The 22,914-nt window shown below is 75.5% G+C and carries 28 protein-coding genes; 16 read left to right on the top strand and 12 right to left on the bottom strand.

The annotated features are described in order from the left end of the window. The first annotated feature begins 185 nt into the window (after window positions 1-185). Both ABTY15_RS28340 and ABTY15_RS28345 read left to right on the top strand, forming a co-directional pair. On the top strand, window positions 186-842 hold the full coding sequence (locus ABTY15_RS28340; protein ID WP_350601498.1) for an NADPH-dependent F420 reductase: 657 nt from the start codon (window positions 186-188) through the stop codon (window positions 840-842). Between the two features lie 65 nt (window positions 843-907). Then, window positions 908-1,345, top strand: a complete 438-nt coding sequence (locus ABTY15_RS28345) for a YchJ family protein (protein WP_350601501.1) — start codon at window positions 908-910, stop codon at window positions 1,343-1,345. A gap of 14 nt (window positions 1,346-1,359) precedes the next feature. Here ABTY15_RS28345 and ABTY15_RS28350 read toward each other — a convergent pair whose 3' ends face one another. Further along, entirely contained in the window at window positions 1,360-2,376 is a 1,017-nt protein-coding gene (locus tag ABTY15_RS28350; protein WP_350601504.1) for a polysaccharide deacetylase family protein, read from the bottom strand. 211 nt (window positions 2,377-2,587) lie between these two features. Between ABTY15_RS28350 and ABTY15_RS28355 the strand changes: the two genes are divergently transcribed. Beyond that, window positions 2,588-3,130 carry a GNAT family N-acetyltransferase gene (locus ABTY15_RS28355; protein WP_350601506.1) on the top strand — a complete coding sequence of 181 codons (543 nt, stop codon included), beginning with the start codon at window positions 2,588-2,590 and terminating at the stop codon, window positions 3,128-3,130. A 22-nt stretch (window positions 3,131-3,152) separates the two neighbouring features. Here the strand turns inward: ABTY15_RS28355 and ABTY15_RS28360 are convergent, their stop codons facing one another. Then, window positions 3,153-4,067, bottom strand: a complete 915-nt coding sequence (locus ABTY15_RS28360) for a carbohydrate kinase family protein (RefSeq protein WP_350601509.1) — start codon at window positions 4,065-4,067, stop codon at window positions 3,153-3,155. A gap of 344 nt (window positions 4,068-4,411) precedes the next feature. Between ABTY15_RS28360 and ABTY15_RS28365 the strand changes: the two genes are divergently transcribed. The 6 genes from ABTY15_RS28365 (at window position 4,412) to ABTY15_RS28390 (ending at window position 9,488) form a co-directional block, all read left to right on the top strand. Continuing rightward, the gene (locus tag ABTY15_RS28365) at window positions 4,412-5,935 is read left to right on the top strand and encodes a M1 family metallopeptidase (protein ID WP_502893610.1); all 1,524 of its coding nucleotides are present in this window, start codon (window positions 4,412-4,414) and stop codon (window positions 5,933-5,935) included. 411 nt (window positions 5,936-6,346) lie between these two features. Further along, window positions 6,347-6,868 (top strand): SigE family RNA polymerase sigma factor, encoded by a 522-nt coding sequence (locus ABTY15_RS28370; RefSeq protein WP_350601516.1) that lies wholly within the window; start codon window positions 6,347-6,349, stop codon window positions 6,866-6,868. Further along, window positions 6,855-7,760 carry a hypothetical protein gene (locus ABTY15_RS28375; protein ID WP_350601520.1) on the top strand — a complete coding sequence of 302 codons (906 nt, stop codon included), beginning with the start codon at window positions 6,855-6,857 and terminating at the stop codon, window positions 7,758-7,760. Before ABTY15_RS28370 ends, ABTY15_RS28375 begins: the two co-directional genes overlap by 14 nt. Window positions 7,761-7,802: 42 nt before the next feature. Then, complete coding sequence (locus tag ABTY15_RS28380; RefSeq protein WP_350601523.1) at window positions 7,803-8,585, top strand: L,D-transpeptidase family protein; 783 nt, start codon at window positions 7,803-7,805, stop codon at window positions 8,583-8,585. Window positions 8,586-8,647: 62 nt separating this feature from the next. Continuing rightward, window positions 8,648-9,073, top strand: coding sequence for a hypothetical protein (locus ABTY15_RS28385; protein WP_350601525.1), 426 nt, complete (start codon window positions 8,648-8,650; stop codon window positions 9,071-9,073). 178 nt (window positions 9,074-9,251) lie between these two features. Further along, window positions 9,252-9,488 carry a hypothetical protein gene (locus tag ABTY15_RS28390; protein ID WP_350601528.1) on the top strand — a complete coding sequence of 79 codons (237 nt, stop codon included), beginning with the start codon at window positions 9,252-9,254 and terminating at the stop codon, window positions 9,486-9,488. Between the two features lie 55 nt (window positions 9,489-9,543). Here ABTY15_RS28390 and ABTY15_RS28395 read toward each other — a convergent pair whose 3' ends face one another. The 3 genes from ABTY15_RS28395 to ABTY15_RS28405 all read right to left on the bottom strand — a co-directional run bounded on the left by ABTY15_RS28395 (window position 9,544) and on the right by ABTY15_RS28405 (window position 13,065). Beyond that, on the bottom strand, window positions 9,544-11,232 hold the full coding sequence (locus tag ABTY15_RS28395) for a sigma-70 family RNA polymerase sigma factor (protein ID WP_350601531.1): 1,689 nt from the start codon (window positions 11,230-11,232) through the stop codon (window positions 9,544-9,546). Window positions 11,233-11,376: 144 nt separating this feature from the next. Next, window positions 11,377-12,210, bottom strand: a complete 834-nt coding sequence (locus tag ABTY15_RS28400) for a CAP domain-containing protein (RefSeq protein WP_350601532.1) — start codon at window positions 12,208-12,210, stop codon at window positions 11,377-11,379. A gap of 387 nt (window positions 12,211-12,597) precedes the next feature. Beyond that, window positions 12,598-13,065, bottom strand: coding sequence for a GNAT family N-acetyltransferase (locus ABTY15_RS28405; RefSeq protein ID WP_350601535.1), 468 nt, complete (start codon window positions 13,063-13,065; stop codon window positions 12,598-12,600). Between the two features lie 327 nt (window positions 13,066-13,392). On the opposite strand from ABTY15_RS28405, the gene ABTY15_RS28410 reads away from it, so the two are divergent. From ABTY15_RS28410 to ABTY15_RS28430, 5 genes are all read left to right on the top strand, one after another. Next, window positions 13,393-14,934: an ATP-dependent DNA ligase gene (locus tag ABTY15_RS28410; protein ID WP_350601538.1), complete on the top strand. Its 1,542-nt coding sequence runs from the start codon at window positions 13,393-13,395 to the stop codon at window positions 14,932-14,934. A 206-nt stretch (window positions 14,935-15,140) separates the two neighbouring features. Then, the gene (locus ABTY15_RS28415) at window positions 15,141-15,416 is read left to right on the top strand and encodes a ferredoxin (RefSeq protein WP_350601541.1); all 276 of its coding nucleotides are present in this window, start codon (window positions 15,141-15,143) and stop codon (window positions 15,414-15,416) included. Window positions 15,417-15,493: 77 nt separating this feature from the next. Continuing rightward, a complete protein-coding gene (locus tag ABTY15_RS28420; RefSeq protein WP_350601544.1) occupies window positions 15,494-16,708 on the top strand; it encodes a cytochrome P450 in 1,215 nt (404 codons plus the stop codon). A 194-nt stretch (window positions 16,709-16,902) separates the two neighbouring features. Then, window positions 16,903-17,067 (top strand): hypothetical protein, encoded by a 165-nt coding sequence (locus tag ABTY15_RS28425; protein ID WP_350601547.1) that lies wholly within the window; start codon window positions 16,903-16,905, stop codon window positions 17,065-17,067. A gap of 100 nt (window positions 17,068-17,167) precedes the next feature. Further along, complete coding sequence (locus ABTY15_RS28430; protein ID WP_350601551.1) at window positions 17,168-17,518, top strand: hypothetical protein; 351 nt, start codon at window positions 17,168-17,170, stop codon at window positions 17,516-17,518. A 45-nt stretch (window positions 17,519-17,563) separates the two neighbouring features. On the opposite strand, the gene ABTY15_RS28435 is transcribed toward ABTY15_RS28430, so the two are convergent. The 6 genes from ABTY15_RS28435 to ABTY15_RS28460 all read right to left on the bottom strand — a co-directional run bounded on the left by ABTY15_RS28435 (window position 17,564) and on the right by ABTY15_RS28460 (window position 21,012). Further along, window positions 17,564-18,355, bottom strand: a complete 792-nt coding sequence (locus ABTY15_RS28435; RefSeq protein ID WP_350601553.1) for a hypothetical protein — start codon at window positions 18,353-18,355, stop codon at window positions 17,564-17,566. A 377-nt stretch (window positions 18,356-18,732) separates the two neighbouring features. Then, on the bottom strand, window positions 18,733-19,017 hold the full coding sequence (locus tag ABTY15_RS28440) for a DUF427 domain-containing protein (protein WP_350601554.1): 285 nt from the start codon (window positions 19,015-19,017) through the stop codon (window positions 18,733-18,735). Between the two features lie 58 nt (window positions 19,018-19,075). Then, complete coding sequence (locus ABTY15_RS28445; protein WP_350601556.1) at window positions 19,076-19,312, bottom strand: DUF6296 family protein; 237 nt, start codon at window positions 19,310-19,312, stop codon at window positions 19,076-19,078. 80 nt (window positions 19,313-19,392) lie between these two features. Then, the gene (locus tag ABTY15_RS28450) at window positions 19,393-19,629 is read right to left on the bottom strand and encodes a DUF2277 domain-containing protein (RefSeq protein WP_350601559.1); all 237 of its coding nucleotides are present in this window, start codon (window positions 19,627-19,629) and stop codon (window positions 19,393-19,395) included. 121 nt (window positions 19,630-19,750) lie between these two features. Continuing rightward, complete coding sequence (locus ABTY15_RS28455) at window positions 19,751-20,278, bottom strand: gamma carbonic anhydrase family protein (RefSeq protein WP_350601562.1); 528 nt, start codon at window positions 20,276-20,278, stop codon at window positions 19,751-19,753. Between the two features lie 167 nt (window positions 20,279-20,445). Then, window positions 20,446-21,012 carry a DJ-1/PfpI family protein gene (locus ABTY15_RS28460; protein ID WP_350601565.1) on the bottom strand — a complete coding sequence of 189 codons (567 nt, stop codon included), beginning with the start codon at window positions 21,010-21,012 and terminating at the stop codon, window positions 20,446-20,448. A 259-nt stretch (window positions 21,013-21,271) separates the two neighbouring features. On the opposite strand from ABTY15_RS28460, the gene ABTY15_RS28465 reads away from it, so the two are divergent. Continuing rightward, the gene (locus ABTY15_RS28465; RefSeq protein ID WP_350601568.1) at window positions 21,272-21,820 is read left to right on the top strand and encodes an RBBP9/YdeN family alpha/beta hydrolase; all 549 of its coding nucleotides are present in this window, start codon (window positions 21,272-21,274) and stop codon (window positions 21,818-21,820) included. Window positions 21,821-21,854: 34 nt separating this feature from the next. Further along, window positions 21,855-22,442 (top strand): hypothetical protein, encoded by a 588-nt coding sequence (locus ABTY15_RS28470; protein WP_350601570.1) that lies wholly within the window; start codon window positions 21,855-21,857, stop codon window positions 22,440-22,442. A 75-nt stretch (window positions 22,443-22,517) separates the two neighbouring features. Here ABTY15_RS28470 and ABTY15_RS28475 read toward each other — a convergent pair whose 3' ends face one another. Then, complete coding sequence (locus tag ABTY15_RS28475) at window positions 22,518-22,805, bottom strand: hypothetical protein (protein ID WP_350601572.1); 288 nt, start codon at window positions 22,803-22,805, stop codon at window positions 22,518-22,520. Window positions 22,806-22,914 lie beyond the last annotated feature (109 nt).

Consider the following 22,914-nt stretch of genomic DNA (forward strand, 5'->3'; position numbering starts at 1 on the left):
CACCCCGGCCGCACGGGCCGGCCGGGGCCGGTCCGTGCAGGTCCCTGCGCGCCTGGTTCGGCGCCCCGCTCGGCGCCTGAACCGGGGACGGTCCTGCCGAGGTGACGCCCGGTCAACTATGGTCGTCGGCGGCATGCTCCACGAGGGGCGCGTTTCACGAGTTTCACGAGACATGCGGAGACGCTGTGCGCATCGGAATCATCGGCACGGGCACGGTCGGGCAGACACTGGCGGGCAAGCTGGTCGAACTCGGCCACGAGGTGACGCTGGGGTCCCGGACCAAGGACAACGAGAAGGGCCTCGCCTGGGCCGGGCAGGCGGGCCCGAACGGGCACGCCGGGACCTTCGCCGACGCGGCGGAGTTCGGCGAGGTGGTGATCAACGCGACCGGCGGCACGGTCTCGCTGGCGGCGCTGCGGGCGGCCGGGGCCGAGCGGCTGGCCGGGAAGCTGCTGATCGACGTCTCCAACCCGCTGGTGTTCGGCCCCGAGGGCGAGCTGACCCTCGACCCGGTCAACACCGACAGCATCGGCGAGCAGATCCAGCGCGAGTTCCCCGAGGCCCGGGTGGTGAAGGCGCTCAACACGCTGACCGCCGTGATGATGGTCGACCCGGCGAAGCTGCCCGGGGAGCACAACCTGTTCATCGCCGGGAACGACGCCGGTGCCAAGGCCGAAACGGTCGCGCTGCTGGGCGAGTTCGGCTGGCCGGCGGAGTGGATCCTCGACCTCGGGGACATCACCGGCGCCCGGGGGACCGAGATGATGATGCCGTTCTGGATCCGGATCTACCGGCAGTTCGGCACCCCGGAGTTCAACTACTCCTTCAAGCGCCGGGCCTGAGCGGCCCGGGTGCGCCCCCACCCCGCGTGGGGGCGCACCCGGCGCCAGGGGGGAGAATGGACGGCATGTCCCGACGTCGTTCCGCGCCCCGCTCCGCCGCCCCCGCACCGCGGCTGCTGCCCTCCTCCCCCTGCCCGTGCGGCCTGCCCGCCGCCTACGGCGACTGCTGCGGGCGTCTGCACCGCGGCACCGCGGCGGCCGGTACCGCCGAGTCGCTGATGCGCTCGCGGTTCAGCGCCTTCGCCGCCCAGGACGAGGCCTACCTGCTGCGGACCTGGCACCCGGACACCCGGCCCGACTCGGTCGACTTCGATCCGGCGCTGCGCTGGACCCGGCTGGAGGTGGTCTCGACGACCGAGGGCGGGGCGTTCCACGCCGAGGGCACGGTCGCGTTCCGGGCGTACTGGACCGAGGGCCGCGAGGAGGGGGTGCTCACCGAGCACAGCCGGTTCGTCCGGCACGAGGGCGCCTGGGTGTACCTGGACGCCCTCTCGCTCGGCTGATCCGGCCCGGACGGCTACAGGTAGTCGTCGAGGCGGGCGAAGGAGAAGCCCTGGGCGGTGACCTCGTCGACCACCTTGCGGAGCAGGTCCGGCATGGTGGCCTTCCAGATGTCGGTGCCCCGGAAGTGGGTGAGGATGATGTCGCCCGGGTGCAGCCTGCGGTCCTCGTAGCGCCATTCCATCCGGTCCGGGAAGGCCTCCTCGTTCCACATCGGCACCGCCTGGACCCCGCAGGAGGCCGCCGCCCGCAGCGTGTCGTCGTTGTACTCGCCGTACGGGGGCCGGAAGAGCCGGGGGCGGACGCCGATCTGCTTCTCCAGCTGGTCCTGCTGGCGGCAGATCTCGTCGCGCTGGGTGTCGTAGTCCAGGACCTTCAGGTTGCGGTGGTTGATGGTGTGGTTGTTGATCTCCACGCCCTGGGCGTGCAGGTCGCGGAAGTAGCCGTAGTTCTCGCGGGCGAGGTAGTCGGCGACGAAGGCGCTGAGCGGGATCCCCAGCTCCTCGGCCATCCGGGAGAACTCGGGGTCCTTCTCGGCGCCGTCGTCGACGGTCAGGAAGACGATCTTCTCCTCGGTCGGCACCCGGTAGACCACCGGCGGCCGGCCCTCCTTGAGCTTCACGCCCGTCACGGGGGTGAGCTCGGGCCGGACCGCCGGGTGCGGCGGGGTCTTGAGCGGCGGGCGCTCCAGGCCCCAGCGGTGCGCGGCCTCCAGGGCCGCGCGGAGGGTCGACTCCTGGCGGGCGACGGCCTCGCTGCTGGTCTCCTCCTCCCGGCGGGCCAGCCCCGGCAGCACCGGCGGGGCCGCGGGCGGGCGGACCGCCCCGCGGTCGGCGGCGGCCCCGGCCGCCTCGCCGGGCGCGGCGGGGGCGACCTGCGCCGCGGGGGCGGGGGCCGCCGGGGCGGCGTTGGGCCGGGCAGGGCCGGTCGGTCCGGAGCAGCCGGCGGCGATCGCGGAGAGGCAGACGGTGGCCAGCAGGCCGGTCCGTGCGGTGGCGCGCGGGCCGGTCCGGTTCCGGTGACTCCCCCTCAAATCCCCATTAGTGCGACAATCTGATGGTCTGTCCATAGGTCCACTGCTCCCCCGTGGGACACCCCCGCCAATCCCCCCGTCACCCGTGCGGCGCAGCCGGCGGCCGGACGGGAGCCCCGGGGCGGGCGCGGCGCCGGGCCTGGGGTCTGGCCCGGGGTCGGGCCCCGAAAACCGTTTGCGACGGCGGCCCGGGAGCGTTGATCATGCGCCCATGACGATCAGCCCGCCACGCGCCTCCTCCGACCTCTGGACCGTCACCGCCGAAGACGTGACCACGATTGAGGCGCTGGCGCTGCTGCGCGACTACTACTACGACGTCGCCAACCGCTACTACCGCCTGCACCTCGGCCGGGAGGGCACCCGCGAGGAACTGGAGTCCGGCCTGGCCGACTCCCCGAGCGACGACCTCGTGCCGCCGCAGGGGCTCTTCCTGGTCGGCCGTTACGAGGGCGCCGCCCGGTCCTGCGCCGGTCTGCGCCGGCTCGATGCCACCACGGTCGAGCTGACCCGCGTCTTCGTCCGCCCCGAGCTGCGCGGCACGGGCGGCGGCGTCCGGCTGCTCGCCGCCGTCGACGAGGCCGCCCGCGCCCTCGGCGCCGAACGGATCGTCCTGGACACCCGCCTCGACCTGGTCGAGGCCCGCGCCCTCTACACCCGCCACGGCTACCGCGAGATCCCGGCCTACAGCACCGGCCCGTACGCCCAGATCTGGTACGGCAAGGAGCTCACCGGCCGGGCCGCGCAGAGCGGTTGAGCCGCCCGCGAGTGGTGGACCGCTACCGCCGCTCCGCCAGGGCGGTCGCGAGTTCGGCCGCCGAGGGCGGGTTGGCGCCGGGGCGGGAGACGGTCAGCGCGGCGGCCGTGGCGGCCTGGCCGAGGCAGGCGTCCAGCGGCGCGCCGGTCGCGCGGGCGTGCAGCAGGGCGGCCATGAAGGAGTCCCCGGCGCCGACGGTGTCCGCGACCGGCACCCGGACGACGTCCACCGCCGCCCGGCCGCCGTCGGCGGTGAGCGCGAAGGCGCCGTCGGCTCCCCGGGTGACCGCGACCACGGCCGGGCCGAGCGCCAGCCAGCGCCGGGCGACCGCCTCCGCCGGCTCGCCCGGGTAGAGCCACGCCAGGTCCTCGTCGCTGGCCTTGACCACGTCGCTGAGCGCCACGCACTCCTCGACCCGCCGGACGGCCCGCGACCGCTCGCCCATCAGCGCGGGGCGCACGTTCGGGTCGTAACTGACCTCGGCCCGCCCGCGCCAGCGTCGCACCAGGGCACGTACCGCCGCCGCGCCCGGCTCGGTGACCGCCGCGATCGAGCCGATGTGGACCGCAGCCGGGGCGTCCTCGGAGGAGTCCTCGGAGGCGATAGCGGGGCCGGTCCGGGGCAGCGTCCAGCCGATGTCGAAGGTGTAGTCCGCCCGCCCCTGCCCGTCCAGCCGCACCACGGCCGACGGCGTCCGCGCCACCGCGGCGGCCCGGACCGTCACCCCCGCCGACTCCAGGTGCGCCCGGATCAGCCGCCCGTTGGCGTCGTCCCCGAGCTCGGTGAGGAGGACGGCGGGCCGCCCGAGCCGGGCCAGGCCGTACGCGACGTTCGCGGGGCTGCCCCCGGCGTGCACCCGGTCCGGCGCGCCGTCCGTTCGGACGATGTCGGCGACGCACTCGCCGATCACCAGAACGTGCGAATCGGGGCTGGTCACGGCGGCTCCTGGCATCCGGTACGCGGGCGTCGTCTCGATCGCCAGCCTACGGGGTGCACGCGGGCACGAAGAACGGCCGCCGGACCTGGCCAGGTTCTCCGACGGCCGTGGCCTCGTCCGTCAGGGGACGAAGCACTGTGAACGCTATCCGGCGCCCCGGGGCCGCGCCAGCACGGTGGGCCGTCCGGGGGATGACACCGTGTCGTCGAGTCGCGGAAACCCGCCCGGACCGGCCCGCCGCTCCACTAGCATCCCTGCCTGGTGCGTCGCACACGTACCGCGGCACGGCCTCGGCCTCCCGCCCCGGCGCTCCGGGGCCACGACCCCGGAGTTCGGTGATCACCCTGCGCAGGCCCCGTGGCCGTCTCGCCCTCTCGCTCGCCGTCAGCGCGGCGCTGCTGTCCGCCGCCGCGCCCGGCACCGCCGCGGCGGACGGCCTGGGCGACCCGGTCTTCCCCACCCTCGGCAACACCGGGTACGACGCCCTCGCGTACGACCTGGCCTTCGACTACCGGCCCGACAGCCGCACGGTGGACGCCACCGCCGTGATCACCGTCCGGCCCTCCCGCACCCTCGCGCACCTCGAACTGGACGCGCTCGGCCTGCGGGTGCGCGCCGTCCGGGTCGACGGGCGCCCGGCGGAGTCCACCGGCCACGACGAGAAGCTGACCGTCACCCCGGCCCGACCGCTGCACCCCGGTGCCACCGCGCAGCTGACCGTCCAGTACACCGCCGACCCGCGTGCCCGGCTCCCGCACACCGGCTGGGTGCCCACCCCGGACGGCTTCGCGGTGGCCGGGCAGCCGGACAGCGCGCACACCGTCTTCCCGTGCAACGACCACCCCAGCGACAAGGCCCGCTTCACCATCGCCGTCACCGCGCCGGACGGCCTGCTCGGGGTCGCCAACGGGGAGTTGACCGACACCGAACCGCTCGGCGACGGCCGGACCACCCGGCGGTACTCCTCCCGCGAGCCGATGGCCACCGAGCTCGTCCAGGTCTCGGTCGGCGACTACACCGTCCGCGAGCGCACCGGCCCGCACGGGCTCCCGCTGCGCGACGTCGTCCCGACCGCCCGCGCGGCCGACCTCGAACCGGCGCTGGCCCTCACCGCCGACCAACTCGCCTGGGCCGAAGACCACCTGGGGCCGTTCCCGTTCGAGTCGTACGGCATCCTGCCCGCCAACACCGACGACCCGGCCGCGTTCGGGTTCACCGGCCTGGAGACCCAGACCCTCACCCTCTACAAGCCGAACTTCCTGCGCCAGCCCGAGGCGGCGATCGGCTCGCACATGATGCACGAGCTGGTCCACTCCTGGTTCGGCGACAGCGTCTCCCCCGCCACCTGGGCGGACCTGTGGCTCAACGAGGGCCACGCCGACTTCTACGGCCTCGTCTACCGGTACGAGCGCGGCTGGCCGGACGCCTGGGGCTACACCACCCTGACCGACCGGATGCGCTACCTGTACGGGCTGGGCGACCAGTGGCGGCACGACTCCGGGCCGGTCGCCGCCCCGCCCGACGCCGCCGGGCTCTTCGACAGCCAGCGCTACACCGGCGGCGCGCTGGTGCTGTTCGCGCTGCGGGAGAAGGTCGGCGCCGACACCTTCGACCGGATCGAGCGCACCTTCCTCCGCGAGCACCAGCACGGCACCGCCACCACCCGGGACTACCTGCGCACCGCCTCCGAGGTCTCCGGCGAGGACCTCACCGACTTCCTCACCGACTGGCTCTACGGGCTGCGCACCCCGCCGATGCCCGGCCACCCGGACTGGACCGTCACCCCCGTGGCGGCGGCCGCGCCGGACGGGACGGCCGCGGCCCGGGGCGTCCGGGCGGAGGTGCCGCGTGGCTCCGGGACGCTCTGAGGTCGGGACGCGCTGAGGTCTGGACGCGCTGAGGTCTGGACGCTCTGGGCCTGGACGCTCTGAGGTCTGGACGCTCTGGGCCTGGGGTGCTCGGATCCCGCCCCGGTCGCGGCCGTACGCCTCGGCGCGCCGGACGGGTGCGCCCGGGCGCCCCGTGCACGCCCTGGCCCGCCGGGGCGGGTGAGCCCATCGTGGTGCCCACGGCCCGCCCGCCGCCCGGCTTCGTCCCGGTCGGCCCGCGGGCCGTCCAGCACGCCCCCGTCGAGTCGGCGTGAATTCGTCACCTCCGGCAGGCAACCCGAACCACCGCCCACCGCGTTCAAGCAGCCGTGAGAAGGACACCACGCACGCGGCCCACCCGGCCGCCACGGCTGACAGGAACGGCGCGGACACCATGGCGGGGGCAGCAGGATGAGGGACGCGACACCGGACTTCGAGGAGTTCGTCGCCGTCTGCGGCCCGAGACTGCTCCGGGTGGCCTGGCTGCTCACCGGCGACCCGCACCAGGCCGAGGACCTGTTGCAGACCGCACTCGCCAAGGTCTGGCCGAAGTGGGACCGGATCGCGATCGAACGGCCCGAGGCGTACCTGCGCAAGGTGCTGGTCAACTGCCACGTCTCCTGGTGGCGCCGCCGCTGGACCGGGGAACTCCCACACGGCGAACTGCCGGAGCCGCCGACCGGCCACGACCCGTACGACGGGGTGGTGCTCGGCCAGGTCGTCGCCCAGGCCGTCCGCGCCCTGCCGCCGCGTCAACGGGCCGTGGTGGTGCTGCGCTTCTTCGAGGACCTCAGCGTCGAGGAGACCGCCGAGGTGCTGCGCTGCACCACCGGGACGGTCAAGAGCCAGACGCACCGCGCACTCAACGCGCTGCGCGGCCGGCTGCCGGCCAGGGAACTGCTGCTGGACGGGGGACACCGTGACCGGAACTGATCTGCTGGGCGCCGGCGGCCGGGAGCCGGACGGACCGGGGCCGGAAGGCCTGGCGGAGGAGGCCGAGCTGCGCATCCTGCTGCACGAGGCCGTCCAGGCCGTACCGGACCTGGACGCGCCCGAGGACCGGCTGGACCGGATCCTCGCCCGCGCCGCCCGCACCCGGCGCCGTCGGCTGGCCGCCGGACTCGGGACCGGGCTGACCGCCGGTCTGGTCGCCGCCGCGCTGGCCGCAGCACCCGCGCTGGCCCCGGCGCCGGAGCACTCGCCGTTGGCGCTCCCGCCGACGACGCCCGTGCCGACGGAGCTCTCACCGCAGGCGCTCGCGCCGACGACGCCCGGCGCCACGGGGGCCTCGCCCTCGGCGTCCCCGGCGGCCCCCTCACCGTCGGTCGCCGGAGGGGCCACCGGCACGCCGATCCGGTTCAAGGCCTTCTGGGACGCGGTCGTCGACGTGCCACCGGACTGGCGCACCCGGGGAGCCGCGACCGGCGACCTCGTGGGCGACATCGGCTACCTGACCAACCTGCCGCTCGACGGAGGGCCGGCCTGCCCGTCGTCGGCGAGCCTCTGCCCCTCCATGGCGCCGACGCCCGTCGACAGCGCCATCCTCACGCTGCGGTTCGCGGACCCGCGGCTGACCGAGAAGCTGAGCGCCGCGCCCGCCCCGCTCGCCGAGGCGCCGCTCGCCAAGGACTGCGCGGCACGCGGCGGCGACCGCGAACTCGTCGGCATCCGGACCGTCTACCAGAAGGGCAAGCCGGTCCTGATCGAGCTGTCGGCGTGCCTCCGGAAGCCGTCCGAGCGGACGCTCCAGGTGGCGCAGCAGGTGCTCGACTCGATCCGGTCCGCCGAGAGCGCCGACCACGCGCCGACCGGCGTCGACGGCTGACGCGGCTCCCCCGACTCCCCCTTCGCGAAAGCAGACTTCACCGTGTCCCTACCCCGTCATGCCCTCCTCGCCGGGCTGGCGCTGGTCCTGGTCGGCTGCACGCCGCCCGGGGCGGGCCGGCCGGCGGCGACGCCGGTGTCCGCTGCGGCCGTCCCCGCTTCGACCGCCCAGCCTGACTCCTCGCCCTCGGCGGCCGCCTCGCCGACCATGGCCGCCCGGCCCGCGCCGCCCGAGCTGCCCCGCCAACTCCCCGGGCTCGGCCCGCAGTTGCTCGCGGCCGTACCGGCCGGGACCAGACAGGCCCTGATCGTCGTCGGCGACGGACCCGACTCCTCCACCGGCCGCGCCACGCTGTACCGGGACGACGGCGACGGCTGGCTCGCCGGGGCCGGCTGGCCGGCCCGCAACGCCCGGCGCGGCTGGACCACCGACCACCGGGAGGGCGATCTGCGCACCCCCGTCGGCGTGTTCACCCTCAGCGACGCGGGCGGGCGGATGCCCGACCCGGGCAGCCGCCTGCCGTACGACCGCTCGGACGCCTTCACCATCGCCGGCACCGGTTTCGAGGGCGAACCGCTCGACGGGTCCTTCGACTACGTGGTCGCCGTCGACTACAACCGCGTCCCCGGCTCCTCCCCGCTGGACCGCCGGCGGCCGCGCGGTGGCGGCTACGGCGGCGGCATCTGGCTCCACGTCGACCACGGCGGGCCGACGCACGGCTGCATCGGGCTGGCCGCCGACCGGATGCGCGAGCTCCTGCGCGCCCTGGATCCGGCGCTGCACCCGGTGGTGGTGATGGGCGACGCCCCTGCTCTGGCCCACTGAATGACGGCTTGTCAGTGGGCCCTGCTAGCGTCGTCAGCACAGTCAGAGAACGGGGGATTTTCATGAGCAACGAGCTGCGCCAGGTCGGGATCGAGATCTACGACCGGTGGACAGCGATGTGGAACGGCGAAACCGGGCTGGCCGAGCAGATCATGGCGCCCGACTTCACCCTCCGCTACACCCAGGCCAACACGGAGGCGTTCGACGAGGTGCGCACCCCGGAGCAGTTGGCCGGGGTCGTGGCCCGCTGGCGGGCGAGCCGTCAGGAGCTGGACTTCGCCGCCGAGGGCGAGGCGGTGGTCGACCTCGCCGAGGTGGACGGGGTGGTCTCGGGTCTGGTGGCCCGGCCGTACCGGGCGAGTTTCACCGATGACGAGGGCGCCGTGGTCGCCAGGAGCGGCACGGACACCCTGCGGATCACCGGTGGGCTGATAACCGAGGTCTGGTCGGTCTCCTCGGGCGCGGCCGGCCGGACCTTCTACCGCTGACGGCGGGCCTGACGGCCTGACCGCCGGCGGCGGCACACCGAGGGCCCCGGCCGGTCCGCGACGTCCGGCGGGCCGGGGCCTCCCTCGGCGGGCCCGGGTGGTCGGGCGGGCGACCGGTCACGTGACCGCTCGGCCGGGCGGCGCGTAACCCGGGCGGCCGGGGGTCGTTGAGGTGGGTATGAAGAAGCGCAGCATGCTCGCCGTTGCCTCGCTCGCCGTGGGCGTCGTGGCCTCGCTCACCGCGCCCAGCGCGCACGCCAGTGCCGTCGGCGGCCAGGACGGCGTGCCCGGGCCGCTGACGAGCGCGCCGGACACGGTGCCGGGTCAGGTCGGGGACGCGGGCGGCGTGGTCGGGCAGGCGACCGGGTTCGTGACGGGGTCGGCGGACGGTCTGGTCGGAATCACTCCGGCGTAGTTCGGGTCGCGGTGCCGGGCCGCGGTGCCGGCTTGGCGGCGGTGCCGCGCCCGGGTCAGGACAGCGGCGCGCCGAGGTCCTGGGTCCAGTAGCTGCCGCCGGGGCCATTGGCCAGGCCGATGCCGACGTCCTTGAAGGCGCAGTCCAGCATGTTCGACTGGTGGATGCCGCCGTCCATCCAGCGGGAGACGACGGTGGCGGGGGCGGTCGGGCCCCGGTCGAGGTTCTCGCCCCACTGGGACCAGCGGTAACCGGCGGCGGTGATCCGGGCGTCGGCATGGACGCCGTCGGGGTTCACGTGGTCGAAGAAGCCACGGGCGACCATGTCTTCGGCGTGCTTCTGGGCGGCGGTGTGCAGCCGGGGGTCGATCCGCAGTGGGGCGCAGCCGACCTTGGCGCGCTCGGCGTTGACCAGGTCGACGAGCTGGCGTTCCGGGCTGGGTGCGGGGCTCGGTCGGGTGGCGGTGGGTGACGGCGTGGGCGTGGGCGTCGCCGTGGGGGTTTCGGTGGGCGTCGGCGTGGGCGCGACGGTGACCGACACGGGCACGGGCACCGGTGCCGCCGAGGTGGGCAGCGGGGTCGCGGTGGCCGTCGGGAGGTCGGGCGCGGCGGCCGGGGTGCTCGGCTCGGGGGCGGCCTGTCGCGGCGGTTCGGTCGACTGCGGCCAGACCAGCGCGAGGGTGGTGACGGCCAGGACGGCCGCCGTGCCGCTCGCGAGGACGGCCTTGCTGCGGACCAGGCCGCTCCAACCGCCGTGGGCACCATGGGCGCCATGGGCACCGTGGGCGCCATGGGCTGCCGACCCGCCGTGGCCGGCACCGCCCGCGGCCCCGTGGCCTCCGGGCGTGGCTCCGCCGCCGGTGCCACCTCCGGCTCCGGCTCCAACGCCGTGCCCGGCGCCGGTACCGGCCGCGTGGCCTGCCGCGTGGCCGGCGGCGGCCGTGGGGTGGAGGTGCAGCAGGACGGGCGAGTCGAGCGGGATCGGCACCAGGGCGAGGCCGGCCAGCAGGCCCTCGGCGGGGAAGAGGTCACGGCCGAGCCGGTCGCAGTTGGCGCAGCTGCGGATGTGCCGGGCGATGCGCTTGCGCCACACCGAGTTCGGGGTGCCGTCGAACCCGATGGTGACCTCGGCGAGTTCGGGGCAGCGCGGGTAGGCACTGAGGGCCCGGACGACGACCCGGCCGGCTTCGAGCTGCTTCTTCATCCGCTGGACGCGGACGGCGGTGTGCTGGGGGCTCAGGTCGAGGGATTCGGCGAGTTCGGCGCGGGTGAGCTCGCCGCTGGCCTCCAGCCACCACAGGGAGAGCAGCTCGCGGTCGTCCGGGTCGAGCCAACGGGTGGCCTCGGCCACCTCGCGGCGCTGGCCGGACAGGCCGAGGCGCAGGATCGTCAGGTCGGTGAAGTCGGCCCGGGGGTCGGCGACCTCCCAGGTCTCGTCCAGGCCACCGACCGTGGGCTGCTGCTGCCCGGCGGCGTGGCGGCGGCGGATCTGGTTCATGGTGATCGCGACCAGCCAGGAGCGGAACGACTCCGGGTCGCGCAGCCCTTCGAGGCCGTCCAGGGCCCGGATCATGGTCTCCTGGGCGACGTCGTCGACGTCGGCGTGGCCGCCGAGGGCGCGCCCGGCCACGTTGTAGACGAGCGGCAGCCAGGCGGCGACCAGCGCCTCCTGGGCCTGCCGGTCGCCCGCCTGGGCCGCGCGTACCAGGGTGATCCCGGTCCGGTTCTGCACGTCAGCGTTCATGGTCCGCACTCCGTCTTGCCGTGTTCCGTCCGCCGCTGCCTCCTCGGAGACTCGTGGGGAGTGATCAGATAACAACAATTTGCGCGGAATCGGAAAACGGGCCCCGCCCGGAGCCTGCGGACCCCCGGGGCCGGGACGGCTCGGTCAGGCCGGGGTCGCGAACACCTGGGTCCACCAGGGGCCGCCGGAGCCGGTCCGGACACCCACGCCGAGCTGCTTGAACGCGCAGTTCAGGATGTTGGCGCGGTGGCCGGGGCTGTTCATCCAGGCGTCCATCACGGCGGCCGGATCCTTCTGGCCGCGGGCGATGTTCTCCCCCCAGGTGCTCCAGCTGTAGCCGGTCGCCTCGATCCGGTGGTCGGCGTGGTAGCCCTCGGGGCTGGCGTGGTCGAAGTAGTTGCGGTTGGCCATGTCGTCGCTGTGCGACTGGGCGGCGCTGGCCAGCCGGGGTTCGGCGGCGACCGGGCCGCAGCCGGCCTTGGCGCGCTCGGCGTTCACCAGGTCGACGACCTGCTGGGCGTAGGAAGGGGCGGCGCCGCCGCCCACGGGGGTGGGGGCGGCGGTGGACGTGGCGGCGGAGGTTCCGGTGCGCTGGGTACTGGTGGCGGCGGTGGTCTTCGTGGCAGCGGTCGGGCTGGTCCTGGTGGCGGTCGGGCTCGCGGACGCCTTGCCCGACGCCGAGGCCGAAACGGAGGCGGTGGCGGTGGCGGTGGCGGTGGCCGTCGGGCCGGTGGAGGTCGGGGCGGCCGAGGGCTCGGTGGCGGACAGGTCGACCGTCGACGCCGGACCGGCCGCGAGGTCGCCGCCCCCGGCCCCCGGGACCTGGATGCCGTCGTGCGTACCGACCTCGGCGGCGATCAGGGCGTCCGCGGCGACGGCCTGGCCGGCGTCCCGGTCGCTCTGCTTGCCGCCGTACGCCGCGTACCCGGCACCGGCCAGGGCGGCGAGCACGCCGGTGCCCGCCACCGCGGCGACCACCACCGTGACCGGACCGATCCCGCCTCGCCTCCGGGCCCGCCGGCCCCGGCCCCCGTGACGTTCCACGGTGCGCTCAGCGGCCCGACGCGCGGCACGACCGCCGGTCCGCCCGGAGGTTTCGCCCGCCGCACCGGTCACCGGGAGGATCGTCGTCCTGTCGTCGCTGTTCACGTGGCCACGCTTTCTCTGCCGGGGTCCGGGTCGGCGGTCGGGTGCCGACACCTGGGAGACCCCGGGGCGGCGGGCCGATAACAGAAAGTCCGAACGAATGTCCGGCGGTCCCGCCACCCTCCCCGATCGGCGGACGTCCCGGGCGTCGTCCGCACGTCCCCCCGGGCGTCCTCCGGGCGTCCCCCGGGCGGCCCGGGGACGGCCGGTGTCCCGGGGTCAGCCCGCGTCCGGGGCCATGTCGTAGGTGACGAACATGGTCCGGGTGGCGACCTGGTCGTACTTGCTGCGGGCCCGGTGGTTGTCGTCGGCGGTGATCCAGCGGATGGTGTTCCAGCCGCGCTCGGCCCCGATCGCCCGCAGCCTGGCCAGCAGCAGGTCCACCGCGCCGCTGCCACGCGCCTCGGGCGCCACGAACAGGTCGTCCAGGAAGCCGGCCGTCGCACCGTGCAGCGGGCGCACGAACGGGCGGTAGTGGGCGAGGCCGACCGGCGTGCCGTCCCCGTCACGGACCAGCAGGCCCTCCAGCTCGTGCTCCGGGTCGAGCAGCCAGGACCAGACCCGCTCAGCCTTCTCCTCCGGCATCGGCACCCGGTAGAACTCGCAGTAGCCGCGGAAGAGTTCACGCCAGGCGGGGTAGTCGGCGAGCTCGGGGGCGGTGATCTGCCAGCGGGTCGTGGTGGCCAACTCGGGCTCCCTCCGTCGGGCGGCGCCGGGATCACCGGGCCGCGAACTGGCGTCAGCATGACGGGCCGTCGGCTCCCCGCCGATCGCCACCGAGGCGTAGCGGACCCGCCGGCGTACTCCACACCGGCGCTGGACGGGAGCGCGCCGCCGTGCGGGGGCGGGCCCGGTCGCCGATCCTGGACGCCCACGCCCATCCGATCACCCCATCGCAGTCGATCGACGTCCACCGATGTCCACCAATGCCCGTCAATGCCCGTCAATGCCCGTCCAGGTCCACCGATGTCCACCGATGTCGACCGATGTCCACCGACGAGCCTGAGGAGCCCCATGCGGCTGCGCAACCTGGCCCTGACGTCCCGCGCCGTCGCGGCGGAGTCCGGGCGGCGCGCCAAGACCGCCCTGCTCGCCGAGCAGCTGCGTGAGCTGGGCCCGGCCGAGGCCCCTGCGGCGGTGGCCCTGCTCTCGGGCGAGTCGCAGCGGCTGCGCACCGGCATCGGCCCGGCGAGTCTGCGCGACCTGCCCCCGCCCGCCGCCACGGCCTCGCTCGGCGTCCGGGAGACCGAACGGGAGCTGGAGCGGATCGCCGCGGTGCACGGCGCCGGGGCGCAGGCCGAGCGGCGACGGCTGCTGGTCGCACTGTTCGAGCGGGCGACCGACGTCGAGCAGGCGTTCCTGCGGGCGGTGCTGGTCGGCGACCTGCGCCAGGGCGCGCTGGACGCGGTGGTCGGCGACGCCGTCGCCAAGGCGGCCGAGGTCCCGGCGACGGCGGTACGCCGGGCGCTGATGTTCCGCGGCTCGGCCCGCGCGGTGGCCGAGGCGGCGCTGACCGGCGGGGTGCCCGCGCTGACCGCCTTCCGGCTGGAGGTGGGCCGGGCGGTGCGGCCGATGCTGGCCGCCTCCGCGCCGGACGTCGCCTCGGCGCTGGAGCGCACCGGCCCGGCCGCCGTCGAGTGGAAGCTGGACGGCATCCGCGTCCAGGTGCACCGGGACGGCGGACAGGTGGCGGTGTTCACCCGCAGCCTGGACGACATCACCGCCCGCGTCCCCGAGGTGGCGGAGGCGGCCCTGGCGTTGCCGCTGCGTTCGGCGGTACTGGACGGCGAGGCGATCGCGCTCGGCCCGGACGGGCGGCCGCGCCCGTTCCAGGAGACCGCCGCGCGCACCGCCTCCCGCCACGACCCGGCCCGGCTGCGCGCCGAAGTCCCGCTCAACGCCTACTTCTTCGACCTGCTGCACCTGGACGGCGAGGACCTGGTCGACCGGCCGGGCCGGGAGCGCTGGGCGGCGCTGGCGGAGGCGGTGCCCGCCGGACTGCGGGTGGCGCGCGCCGAGACCGGGGACCGCGAGCAGGCCCTGGCCTTCTTCCGCGAGACGCTGGCGCTCGGCCACGAAGGTGTGCTGGTCAAGGACCCGGCGGCCGGCTACGCGGCCGGGCGGCGCGGCGCGGGCTGGATCAAGGTGAAGCCCCGGCACACCCTGGACCTGGTGGTGCTCGCCGCCGAGTGGGGCAGCGGCCGCCGGCGCGGCCACCTCAGCAACCTGCACCTGGGTGCCCGGGCGGCCGGTGAGCCCGGCCTCGGCCCGTGGGTGATGCTCGGCAAGACCTTCAAGGGCCTGACCGACGAGACCCTGGCCTGGCAGACCGCCGAACTCCTCGCCCGGGAGACCGGACGGGACTCCTACACCGTGCGGGTCCGGCCGGAACTGGTCGTGGAGATCGCCTTCGACGGCGTCCAGCGCAGCCCCCGCTACCCGGCCGGACTGGCGCTGCGCTTCGCCCGGGTGGTCCGCTACCGGCCGGACAAGAGCGCCGCCGAGGCGGACACCGTCGCCACCGTCCGGGAGATCGCCGCCGCCGAGGGGCTGTGAGCCGCCCGACGGGGACGGCCGCCGACGGTATGACGCCGAGTCAAACCAGCCTCCTCCCTTGGGATTTCCGGGCAGGCCCGAATCGGCCATTCTGTGCGATCCCGCGGGCGTGCCCTCCGTGGACGGAGCAACGGCGGTTAAGTTGGCAATGACAACGAGAGGTGGCCGCCGGACACCCGGCGCCGTACTGGTGAGAGGTGCCCGACATGCAGGTGAGCGTCGACCGGGACCGCTGCTGTAGCTCCGGCATGTGCGTCACGAACGCCCCGGAGATCTTCGACCAGGATGACCGGGACGGTTTGGTGCTGCTCCGTCAGACCTCCTTCCGGCCGGACCAGTTCGCCGACCTCAGACTCGCCACCGAGCTCTGTCCGGGCGGCGCGATCAGCCTCACCGAGAGCGACGCGATCAGCCTGACCGAGGGCAGCGCGATCAGCGCCACCGAGAGCGACGCGATCAGCGCCACCGAGGGCGGCGCCTGACGGTCGGCAGCACCGCCTCCCCCGCCCGCCCCGAGCTACCGCGGACACCCACCCCCGCGAGGCAAGGAGACCCCGCCGTGACGACCACGCCCATCGCCCCCGCCCTCCCGGTGCCCGCCCCGCGCGCCACCGGCTGCCCGTTCAACCCGCCGCCCGCGTACACCGAGGCCGCCGCCACCGCCTCCGTCACCCGCGCCGAGCTGCCCGGCGGCGCGGCCTGCTGGCTGGTGACCGGCTACCCCGAGGTCCGCACCGTCCTCTCCGACCGCCGGTTCAGCGCGGACGTGCGCCACCCGGCGTTCCCCTTCCTGCTGCCCGGACGCCGGGAGATCCTGGCCGCCAACCCGAGCTTCCTGCGGCTGGACGACCCCGAGCACGCCCGGCTGCGCCGCATGGTCACCGGCGACTTCCTGGTCAAGCGGGTGGAGGCGATGCGCCCCGACGTGCAACGGATCGTCGACGAGGCGCTCGACCGGATGACCGCGGGCGTGACCGGGGCCGACCTGGTCACCGGCTTCGCGCTGCCCGTCCCCTCGCTGGTGATCTGCCTGCTGCTCGGCGTCCCGTACGAGGACCGGGACCGCTTCCAGAGCCTCAGCCGGACCCTGCTCAGCAACGAGAGCCCGCTGCCCGAGATCGCCCGGGCGCAGGAGGAGCTGGAGGACTACCTCGGCTCGCTCGCCGCCCGCAAGCGGGAGCAGCCCGGCGACGACATCCTCAGCCGGCTCGTGGCGCGTGACGACCTCACCGTGCGTGAGGTCGCCTCGACCGGCATCCTGCTGCTGATCGCCGGGCACGAGACCACCGCCAACATGATCGCGCTCTCCACCGCCCTGCTGCTCGACCGGCCCGAGCAGGTCGACCGGCTGGCCGACCCGGCGGCGCTGCCCGGCGCGGTCGAGGAGCTGCTGCGGCACCTCACCATCGTGCACAGCGGGCTGCCCCGGGTGGCGTTGGAGGACGTCGAGCTGGACGGCACGGTGATCCGGGCCGGGGAGGGCGTGCTCGCGATGCTCTCCACCGCCAACCGGGACGAGGAGCTGTTCGGCGGCGCCGGACACCCGTCGGTGGACGAGCTCGACCTGGACCGGGACGCCCGGCGGCACCTGGCCTTCGGCTTCGGCGTGCACCAGTGCCTCGGCCAGCCGCTGGCCCGGGCCGAGCTCCAGATCGCGCTGGCCACCCTGTTCCGACGGCTGCCCGGACTGCGGCTCGCGGTGCCGCGGGGCGAGCTGGACTTCCGGACGGACACGCTCATCTACGGTCTGCGGTCACTGCCCGTCACCTGGTGACCGGGGCGGGGTGACGCCGGCCGGGTGGCCGTCGGAACGGCGTGGCGGCGGCCGGGTGGCCGGTCCTCTCGGGTCGGCCACCCGGCTGGCCCCGGCGGCGGGGCGGAGGCAGGCTTGAAGGGCGAAGACACACCCTGCCCCGCCGCGCCGCCAGGCCCGGCACGCCGGGGCCGGCCGAGGAGACGGAGCCCGCGATGACCGACATGAGTGCACGGTCCGAGGTGAGCACCGACCGCGACGAGGACGTCCGCGCCGCGGACCCCGAAGAGGGCATCACCTCGATGCAGAACCTGCACGCGCAGGACACCTCCCAGGCGGAGGGCGAGGACATGCTGGACGAATCCGGCCTGAACAGCTGACCGTCTGTGACGCTCCGGCCGCCCGGTGGGACCGGGCGGCCGCCATGACCGCAGGTGTCGCTGCCGGGGTGGCGGCGCACCCGCGGGGGAGGATAAGCGCATGACCGAACACGATCAAGGAAGCCCGCAGACCCGGCCGCCCGTGGACCCTCGCACCTCGTGGGCGACCTGGACGACGCAGTCGATCATCAGCGGGCCCGGCGGGGTCACCACCGCCGAGGTCGGGCCCATCTCCGGCGACCTCACCGTGCACACCACCTGGGTGGACGGCGAGGCGCGGCTGACCGTCCAGTACACCGGCGCGCTGGACTGGTACACCGTCGCGGGCAGCCCCGTCCCGGCCGGCGACGAGATCACCGCGCGGGCCATCCACCAGGCCATGGTGAACGGGGTCAAGGCCGGCCGCGGCGCGGGCGCCCCGGCCCCGCCGGAGGCCCGGGGGACGTCCTAGCGCGGGTCGGACGGCCCAGGGTCCGACGCCCCAGGGCCCGACGGCCTAGGAGCCGACGTCCCAGGGGCCGACGTGCTGGCGCGGGTGACGCCCCAGGGTCCGACGTCCGCGGACGGGCCTGCCCGACTCGGACCGGTCCGGCGGGACGACCTCCCCGGTGACCAGCGGTGCGGCCGCGACCCAGTAGGACCGGTCCGCCGGGGGGCGCGAGCGCAGATCGGCGCGCACCTGGCCGGCCAGCCGACGGGTGTCGCGCCGGTTGGCCGTCGCGCCGAAGCCCGCGCCGACCAGCAGCGGCGTCATCGACGGCAGGCGGCGCAGCGAGCTGCGGGTCAGCCGACGGCGGACCCGCTGGCGCACCTCGGCGCCCAGCGCCAGCGCCGCCACCCCGGCGGGCCGGGTCAGCCCACCCGTGTCGATCCCCCGCCGGTTCGCCCACGCCCCCAGGTAGGCCCCGGCCCGCTGCGTGGTGCTGCCGGGCGCCGGCAGGCCGTAGACCTGGTGCAGCTCGGCGATCAGCTTGACCTCCACCGCCGCCACCGCGAGCGTCTCGGCGGCGATCTCCACCGGCATCGCGGGCGGCACCGGCAGCATCGCCGCGGCCCCGACGCCCGCGCCGAGCGCGGCGGAGGCCCGGACCGCGCCGGTGACCAGCAGATCGGCCAGCTGATCGGGGTCGGCGGCGTCCGGGTGCTGGGCGCGCAGTGCGGCCAGGTCGCGGACCGGGATGCGCGGGGCGGCCCGGAGCAGCTGCTCGGTCAGCGTCCGGCCGCCGGACCCGGCGCCCTTGGCGGCGGCCCGGCCGCCGGTGCCGAGCAGCCGCGCCACGTTCGCCACCAGGGCCTGGGCGCGGCCGCGCTCGACCCGGTCCTCGACGGGCGGCCGGCCCCCGGTGGGGCGCTCGGCCTGCTCGACCAGCTCGGCGAGTTCCTCGGCGAGGCGGCCCGGGGCGGCGGGGGCAGGGGCGGCCGAGCCCGCCGGGGTCCGGCGCCCAAAGCGCCCTAGTCGTCCAAGGCGTCCAAGGCGTCCGCGGCGCCCGGGGGATCCAAAGCGTGCAGGGCTTCCGCCGCGTCCGCCGCGTCCGAAACGCCCGGGTTTCCGGAAGAATGCCATGCAGGTCGGGTACCCCCTGCGGCCCGGCGGTACGCCCCGACCGCCCCACGACCGCCCCACGACGGCCGTCGGCGGACTGTCCGTCGGTCGGCCGTCGACCGTCAGTCGGCGATCTCCACCCCGCGCCAGAACGCCACCCGGCCGCGCACCTGCTCGGCCTCCGGCTTCGGGTCGGCGTAGTACCAGGCCGCGTCGGGGTTGGTCCGCCCGTCGACCTCCAGGGTGTAGTAGCCGGCGGTGCCCTTCCAGCCGCACACGGTGGTGGTGTCGGAGGGGCGCAGGTACTCGGCCCGGACGGACTCGGCCGGGAAGTAGTGGTTGCCCTCGACGACGGTGGTGTCGTCGCTCTCGGCGATGACGGTGCCCTGCCAGCTCGCTGTGGTCATGGGGGCGATTCTGCCCCGGACGCGCCAAACGGTGGGGCCGTTCCCGGAATCCACGTGGTCAGGGCAGCGGTTGGGCGTGCACCGGGAGGTGGGGGGTCTGGTGACCGCCGCTGGCGAGCATCCGGACCTCCCCCGCGTCGCTGATCTCGGCCCGGACGATGCCGCTGGCGTCCTCGTACACCGGGTGGCCGCCGGGGCCGGTCGCGCTGGTGCGGGCCACCACGACGACGTCCTGCGGGGCCTGGGTACCGGGCGTGCCGGGGAACGTCAGCACATAACGGTTGGCGGGGGTCATGACCAGCCTCCTGCTCCCTGTCGGCGCGGCCCGGTCGGTGCGGCCCGGTTCGGTGCGGCCCGGTCGGCGGCCCGTCGGGCCTAGGCCGTGGCCTCGGCGGCCCGGGCGGGCGCGCCCCGGACCTCCAGCTCGGCGAGCAGCCGGGCGGTGGCCTCGGTGACGGCGTCCACCGCGCGGTCGAAGGCCTCGCGGTTGTGCGCCGCGGGGGCGCGGAACCCGGACACCTTGCGCACGTACTGGAGGGCGGCGGCCCGGAAGTCCTCCGCGCCGGCGTCGGGCGTCACGGGCGGTCGCAGCGTCTTGATGTTGCGGCACATGCACCCAGTCTCGCGCGTGGACGCCGTACTGGCGAGCCCCTCGGGCGCCCGGCTGCCCCGCGCGCGGTCAGATGAGCGTCCGACACGGGGCCGACGGGCCACGGCCGGGCCCGGGCCCGGACTACCGGGGCTCGATCTTCCGGTGGGCGTCGGCGAGCAGCAGGTAACCCTCGCCGTTGGCCCGGATCCCGGCCTGCTCCTCGGCGGTCAGCTCGCGCCGGACCTTGGCCGGAACGCCCGCCACCAGCGAGCCGGGCGGCACCCGCATGCCCTGCGGCACCACCGCGCCCGCCGCGACCAGCGAGCCGGCGCCGATCCGGGCGCCGTTCAGCACGGTCGCGTTCATCCCCACCAGGGCGTCGTCCTCGACCACGCAGCCGTGCAGCACCGCGTTGTGGCCGACCGAGATCCGCTCGCCCACCACCAGCGGGAAGCCGGGGTCGGCGTGCAGGGTGCAGTTGTCCTGGATGTTGCTGGCCGCTCCGACGGTGATCGACTCGGCGTCGCCGCGCAGCACCGCGCCGTACCAGACGCCCGCTCCGGCGCCGATCGTCACGTCCCCGACGATCACGGCGTTGGGCGCGACGAAGGCGCCCGGGTCGACGGCGGGCTCCTTGCCCCCGACTGCGGCGATCAGCGGCTCTGCCATGTCTGCTCCTCCTGGTGATGGCCGGTGACGACCGGTTCCAACGGCCGGTCACAGCTGGTGACGGTCGGCCGTACGGTCGCCGGTCAGCCTAGGGGGCGCGTCCGGAGCTAAAACGCCGCGCCCCCGGGGGTGGTGGTCGGGGGCGCGGCGCTCGGGGTGGGGCGGGGTCAGGCGACCGGGGCCTTGGTGCGCAGGACCTCGATGAACGCGCGCAGCCACGCCGGGTGGTCGGGCCAGGCCCGCGCGGAGACGACGACGCCGTCCACCACCGCCTCGCCCTCGACGAACTCGGCGCCGGCCGCCCGGACGTCCGGCTCCAGCGCCGGGTAGGCGGAGCTGCGGCGGCCGGAGAGCACGCCGGCGGCGGCGGTGATCAGCGGGCCGTGGCAGATCTGCGCGACCGGCTTGTCGGCGGCGAAGAAGTGCTGGACGATCCGCTGCACGTGCGCGTCGTTGCGCAGGTACTCGGGGGCGCGGCCGCCGGGGATCACCAGGGCCACGTAGTCGGCCGGGTCGACGTCGGCGAAGGCGATGTCCGCGGGCCAGGTGTAGCCGGGCTTCTCGGTGTAGGTGTCGTAGCCCTCGACGAAGTCGTGCACCACGAACTGGAGGCGCTTCTTCGTCGGTGCCGCGATGTCGACCTGATAGCCCTCCTCGCGCAGCCGCTGGTACGGGTAGAACACCTCCAGCGACTCGGCGGCGTCCCCGGTGACGAGCAGGATCTTCGATGTCATCGCCGACATCCCTCCACGTGATCGAGCGTCAGACATGGCGCGGGCCCGGGACGGTGGACTCCGGCCGCGGGCCCGGTCCAACCTCCCGCACCGGCACCACCGTTCGCAACAGGGCGCACTGGGCGCGCCGCAGCGCACGACCCGGTGTGCGCGCCCGCCACGGGCCGCGCACGCCGGTCTCACCGCCCGGCTCCGGCAACTCGACGGCACACGGCCTAAACTCCTGCTGCCAGCCGTTGATCGCCTCCTGGAGGAGCCCATGCCGGACCGCGTCACCTTCCTCGCCATACCCGGCTACCAGAACTCGGGCCCCGAGCACTGGCAGACCCGGTGGGAGGCCGCCGAGCCGGACGCCTTCCGGCGCGTCCAGCAGGCGGACTGGGACCACCCGGAGCCGACGGACTGGGTGGCCCGGCTGGACGCCGAGGTGGCCGCGGCCGCCGCCGACGGGCCGGTGGTGCTGGTCGCGCACAGCCTGGGCTGCGTCACGGTGGCCCGCTGGGCGGCCGGCGCGCCCACCGCGGGGATCGACGCGGTGCGGGGTGCGCTGCTGGTCGCCCCGGCCGACGTCGACACCGCCGAGGTCCCCGAGCTGACGGGTTTCCGCCCGGTGGCCCTGGCGCCGCTGCCGTTCCCCACGGTGGTCGTCTCCAGCACCGACGACCCGTGGGTCACCCCGGAGCGGGCCCGGCTGTTCGCCCGGTCCTGGGGTGCCCGGTACGTCGAGCCCGGCGCGTTCGGGCACCTCAACTCGGACTCCGGGCTGGGCGACTGGCCGGAGGGCCGCAAGCTGCTCGCCGAACTCTGACCGCATCCGACCGGGGGGAACGATGGACAAACTCATGCCGAGGACGCGCCGGGCACTGGTCCGGCTGCTGGCGGTGGCCGGGGTGGCCGCCGTCCTGCTCTACACCGAGGGCCAGTGGGAGAGCCGGTCGGGCGGGCGGATGCTCGTCGCCGACCTGTTCAACCGGCCCGAGCCGCTGCTGGGCGCGGCGCTGGCCGCGCTGATCGCCGCCGCCTGGCTGGGCGACCGGCGGACCGCCGTGCGGCAGGCCACCCGGGCGGTCACGGTGACCGCCGCGGTGGTGTTCCTGCTCGGGGTGCTCGCCGCGCACAAGGTGTCGGCCGCCGAGACCCGCAGCCGGGAGACCGCCCCGGCCCGGCCGGAGCGCGCCCTGGTGGTGGTGCACCGCGCGTACGACGCCGGGCCGGAGCCCGGGGAACGCTGGCAGGTGCTGCTGGAGTCCGGCGAGGGCTGGTCCGCGCGGCGCTGGACGCTGGCCGACATCGGACCCGGCGATCCGGACGACTCCCTCCTGGTGGAGGCGAGTTGGACCGAGCGGGACCGGATCACCGTGGTCACCGACGCGCACCGGCGGGTGTTCGTCATCGACCAGGACACCGGCGAGCCGATCGAGGCCCGGTAGTCCGCAGCCCCGCCGTCCGAAGCCGCGTCGCCGCCGGAGCCGCCGGAGCCGCCGGAGCCGCCGGAGCCGCCGGGCTCAGCCCAGCCCCGCCGCGTGCGAGACCAGCGCGAGCAGCACCGCGTTGCCCGCCGCGCCGACGGCGGTGGCCGACAGGAAGCGGGCCGGGGTGCCGTCCGGCAGCGGGTTGAGCACCATGGCGTGCAGGAACCCGGGCATCGTCCACACCACCGCCGTCCACTGCCCGACGACCCCGGCGCCCGTCCTCAGTTCACGGGCGGCGGCGAGGCCGATCACCAGGTAGCCGGCCAGGTAGCCGGCCGACGGCCAGAGGACGGCGGGGACGCCGAGGATGCTGTGCGGCATGGAGCCATCGTCCGCCGAACGGCCGCGGGGGCCCCGTACTTTGGGTGGGCCAGGGGGGGCGGCGGGGCGCCCCGGGGCGTGGGACACCACCGGGGGGCGCGCGGGCGGG

This window comes from Kitasatospora sp. NPDC097643 (genome assembly GCF_040302625.1).
GTDB lineage: Bacteria > Actinomycetota > Actinomycetes > Streptomycetales > Streptomycetaceae > Kitasatospora.

Bases quoted from the DNA above. Each gene is read 5' to 3' on its own strand.
- ABTY15_RS28355 (WP_350601506.1), top strand. From the start codon at position 2,588: ATGACGATCAGCCCGCCACGCGCCTCCTCCGACCTCTGGACCGTCACC.
- ABTY15_RS28385 (WP_350601525.1), top strand. From the start codon at position 8,648: ATGAGCAACGAGCTGCGCCAGGTCGGGATCGAGATCTACGACCGGTGG.
- ABTY15_RS28455 (WP_350601562.1), bottom strand. From the start codon at position 20,278: ATGGCAGAGCCGCTGATCGCCGCAGTCGGGGGCAAGGAGCCCGCCGTC.
- ABTY15_RS28445 (WP_350601556.1), bottom strand. From the start codon at position 19,312: ATGACCCCCGCCAACCGTTATGTGCTGACGTTCCCCGGCACGCCCGGT.
- ABTY15_RS28425 (WP_350601547.1), top strand. From the start codon at position 16,903: ATGACCGACATGAGTGCACGGTCCGAGGTGAGCACCGACCGCGACGAG.
- ABTY15_RS28475 (WP_350601572.1), bottom strand. From the start codon at position 22,805: ATGCCGCACAGCATCCTCGGCGTCCCCGCCGTCCTCTGGCCGTCGGCC.
- ABTY15_RS28465 (WP_350601568.1), top strand. From the start codon at position 21,272: ATGCCGGACCGCGTCACCTTCCTCGCCATACCCGGCTACCAGAACTCG.
- ABTY15_RS28450 (WP_350601559.1), bottom strand. From the start codon at position 19,629: ATGTGCCGCAACATCAAGACGCTGCGACCGCCCGTGACGCCCGACGCC.
- ABTY15_RS28395 (WP_350601531.1), bottom strand. From the start codon at position 11,232: ATGAACGCTGACGTGCAGAACCGGACCGGGATCACCCTGGTACGCGCG.
- ABTY15_RS28430 (WP_350601551.1), top strand. From the start codon at position 17,168: ATGACCGAACACGATCAAGGAAGCCCGCAGACCCGGCCGCCCGTGGAC.
- ABTY15_RS28470 (WP_350601570.1), top strand. From the start codon at position 21,855: ATGCCGAGGACGCGCCGGGCACTGGTCCGGCTGCTGGCGGTGGCCGGG.
- ABTY15_RS28460 (WP_350601565.1), bottom strand. From the start codon at position 21,012: ATGACATCGAAGATCCTGCTCGTCACCGGGGACGCCGCCGAGTCGCTG.
- ABTY15_RS28410 (WP_350601538.1), top strand. From the start codon at position 13,393: ATGCGGCTGCGCAACCTGGCCCTGACGTCCCGCGCCGTCGCGGCGGAG.
- ABTY15_RS28415 (WP_350601541.1), top strand. From the start codon at position 15,141: ATGCAGGTGAGCGTCGACCGGGACCGCTGCTGTAGCTCCGGCATGTGC.
- ABTY15_RS28390 (WP_350601528.1), top strand. From the start codon at position 9,252: ATGAAGAAGCGCAGCATGCTCGCCGTTGCCTCGCTCGCCGTGGGCGTC.
- ABTY15_RS28345 (WP_350601501.1), top strand. From the start codon at position 908: ATGTCCCGACGTCGTTCCGCGCCCCGCTCCGCCGCCCCCGCACCGCGG.
- ABTY15_RS28440 (WP_350601554.1), bottom strand. From the start codon at position 19,017: ATGACCACAGCGAGCTGGCAGGGCACCGTCATCGCCGAGAGCGACGAC.
- ABTY15_RS28370 (WP_350601516.1), top strand. From the start codon at position 6,347: ATGAGGGACGCGACACCGGACTTCGAGGAGTTCGTCGCCGTCTGCGGC.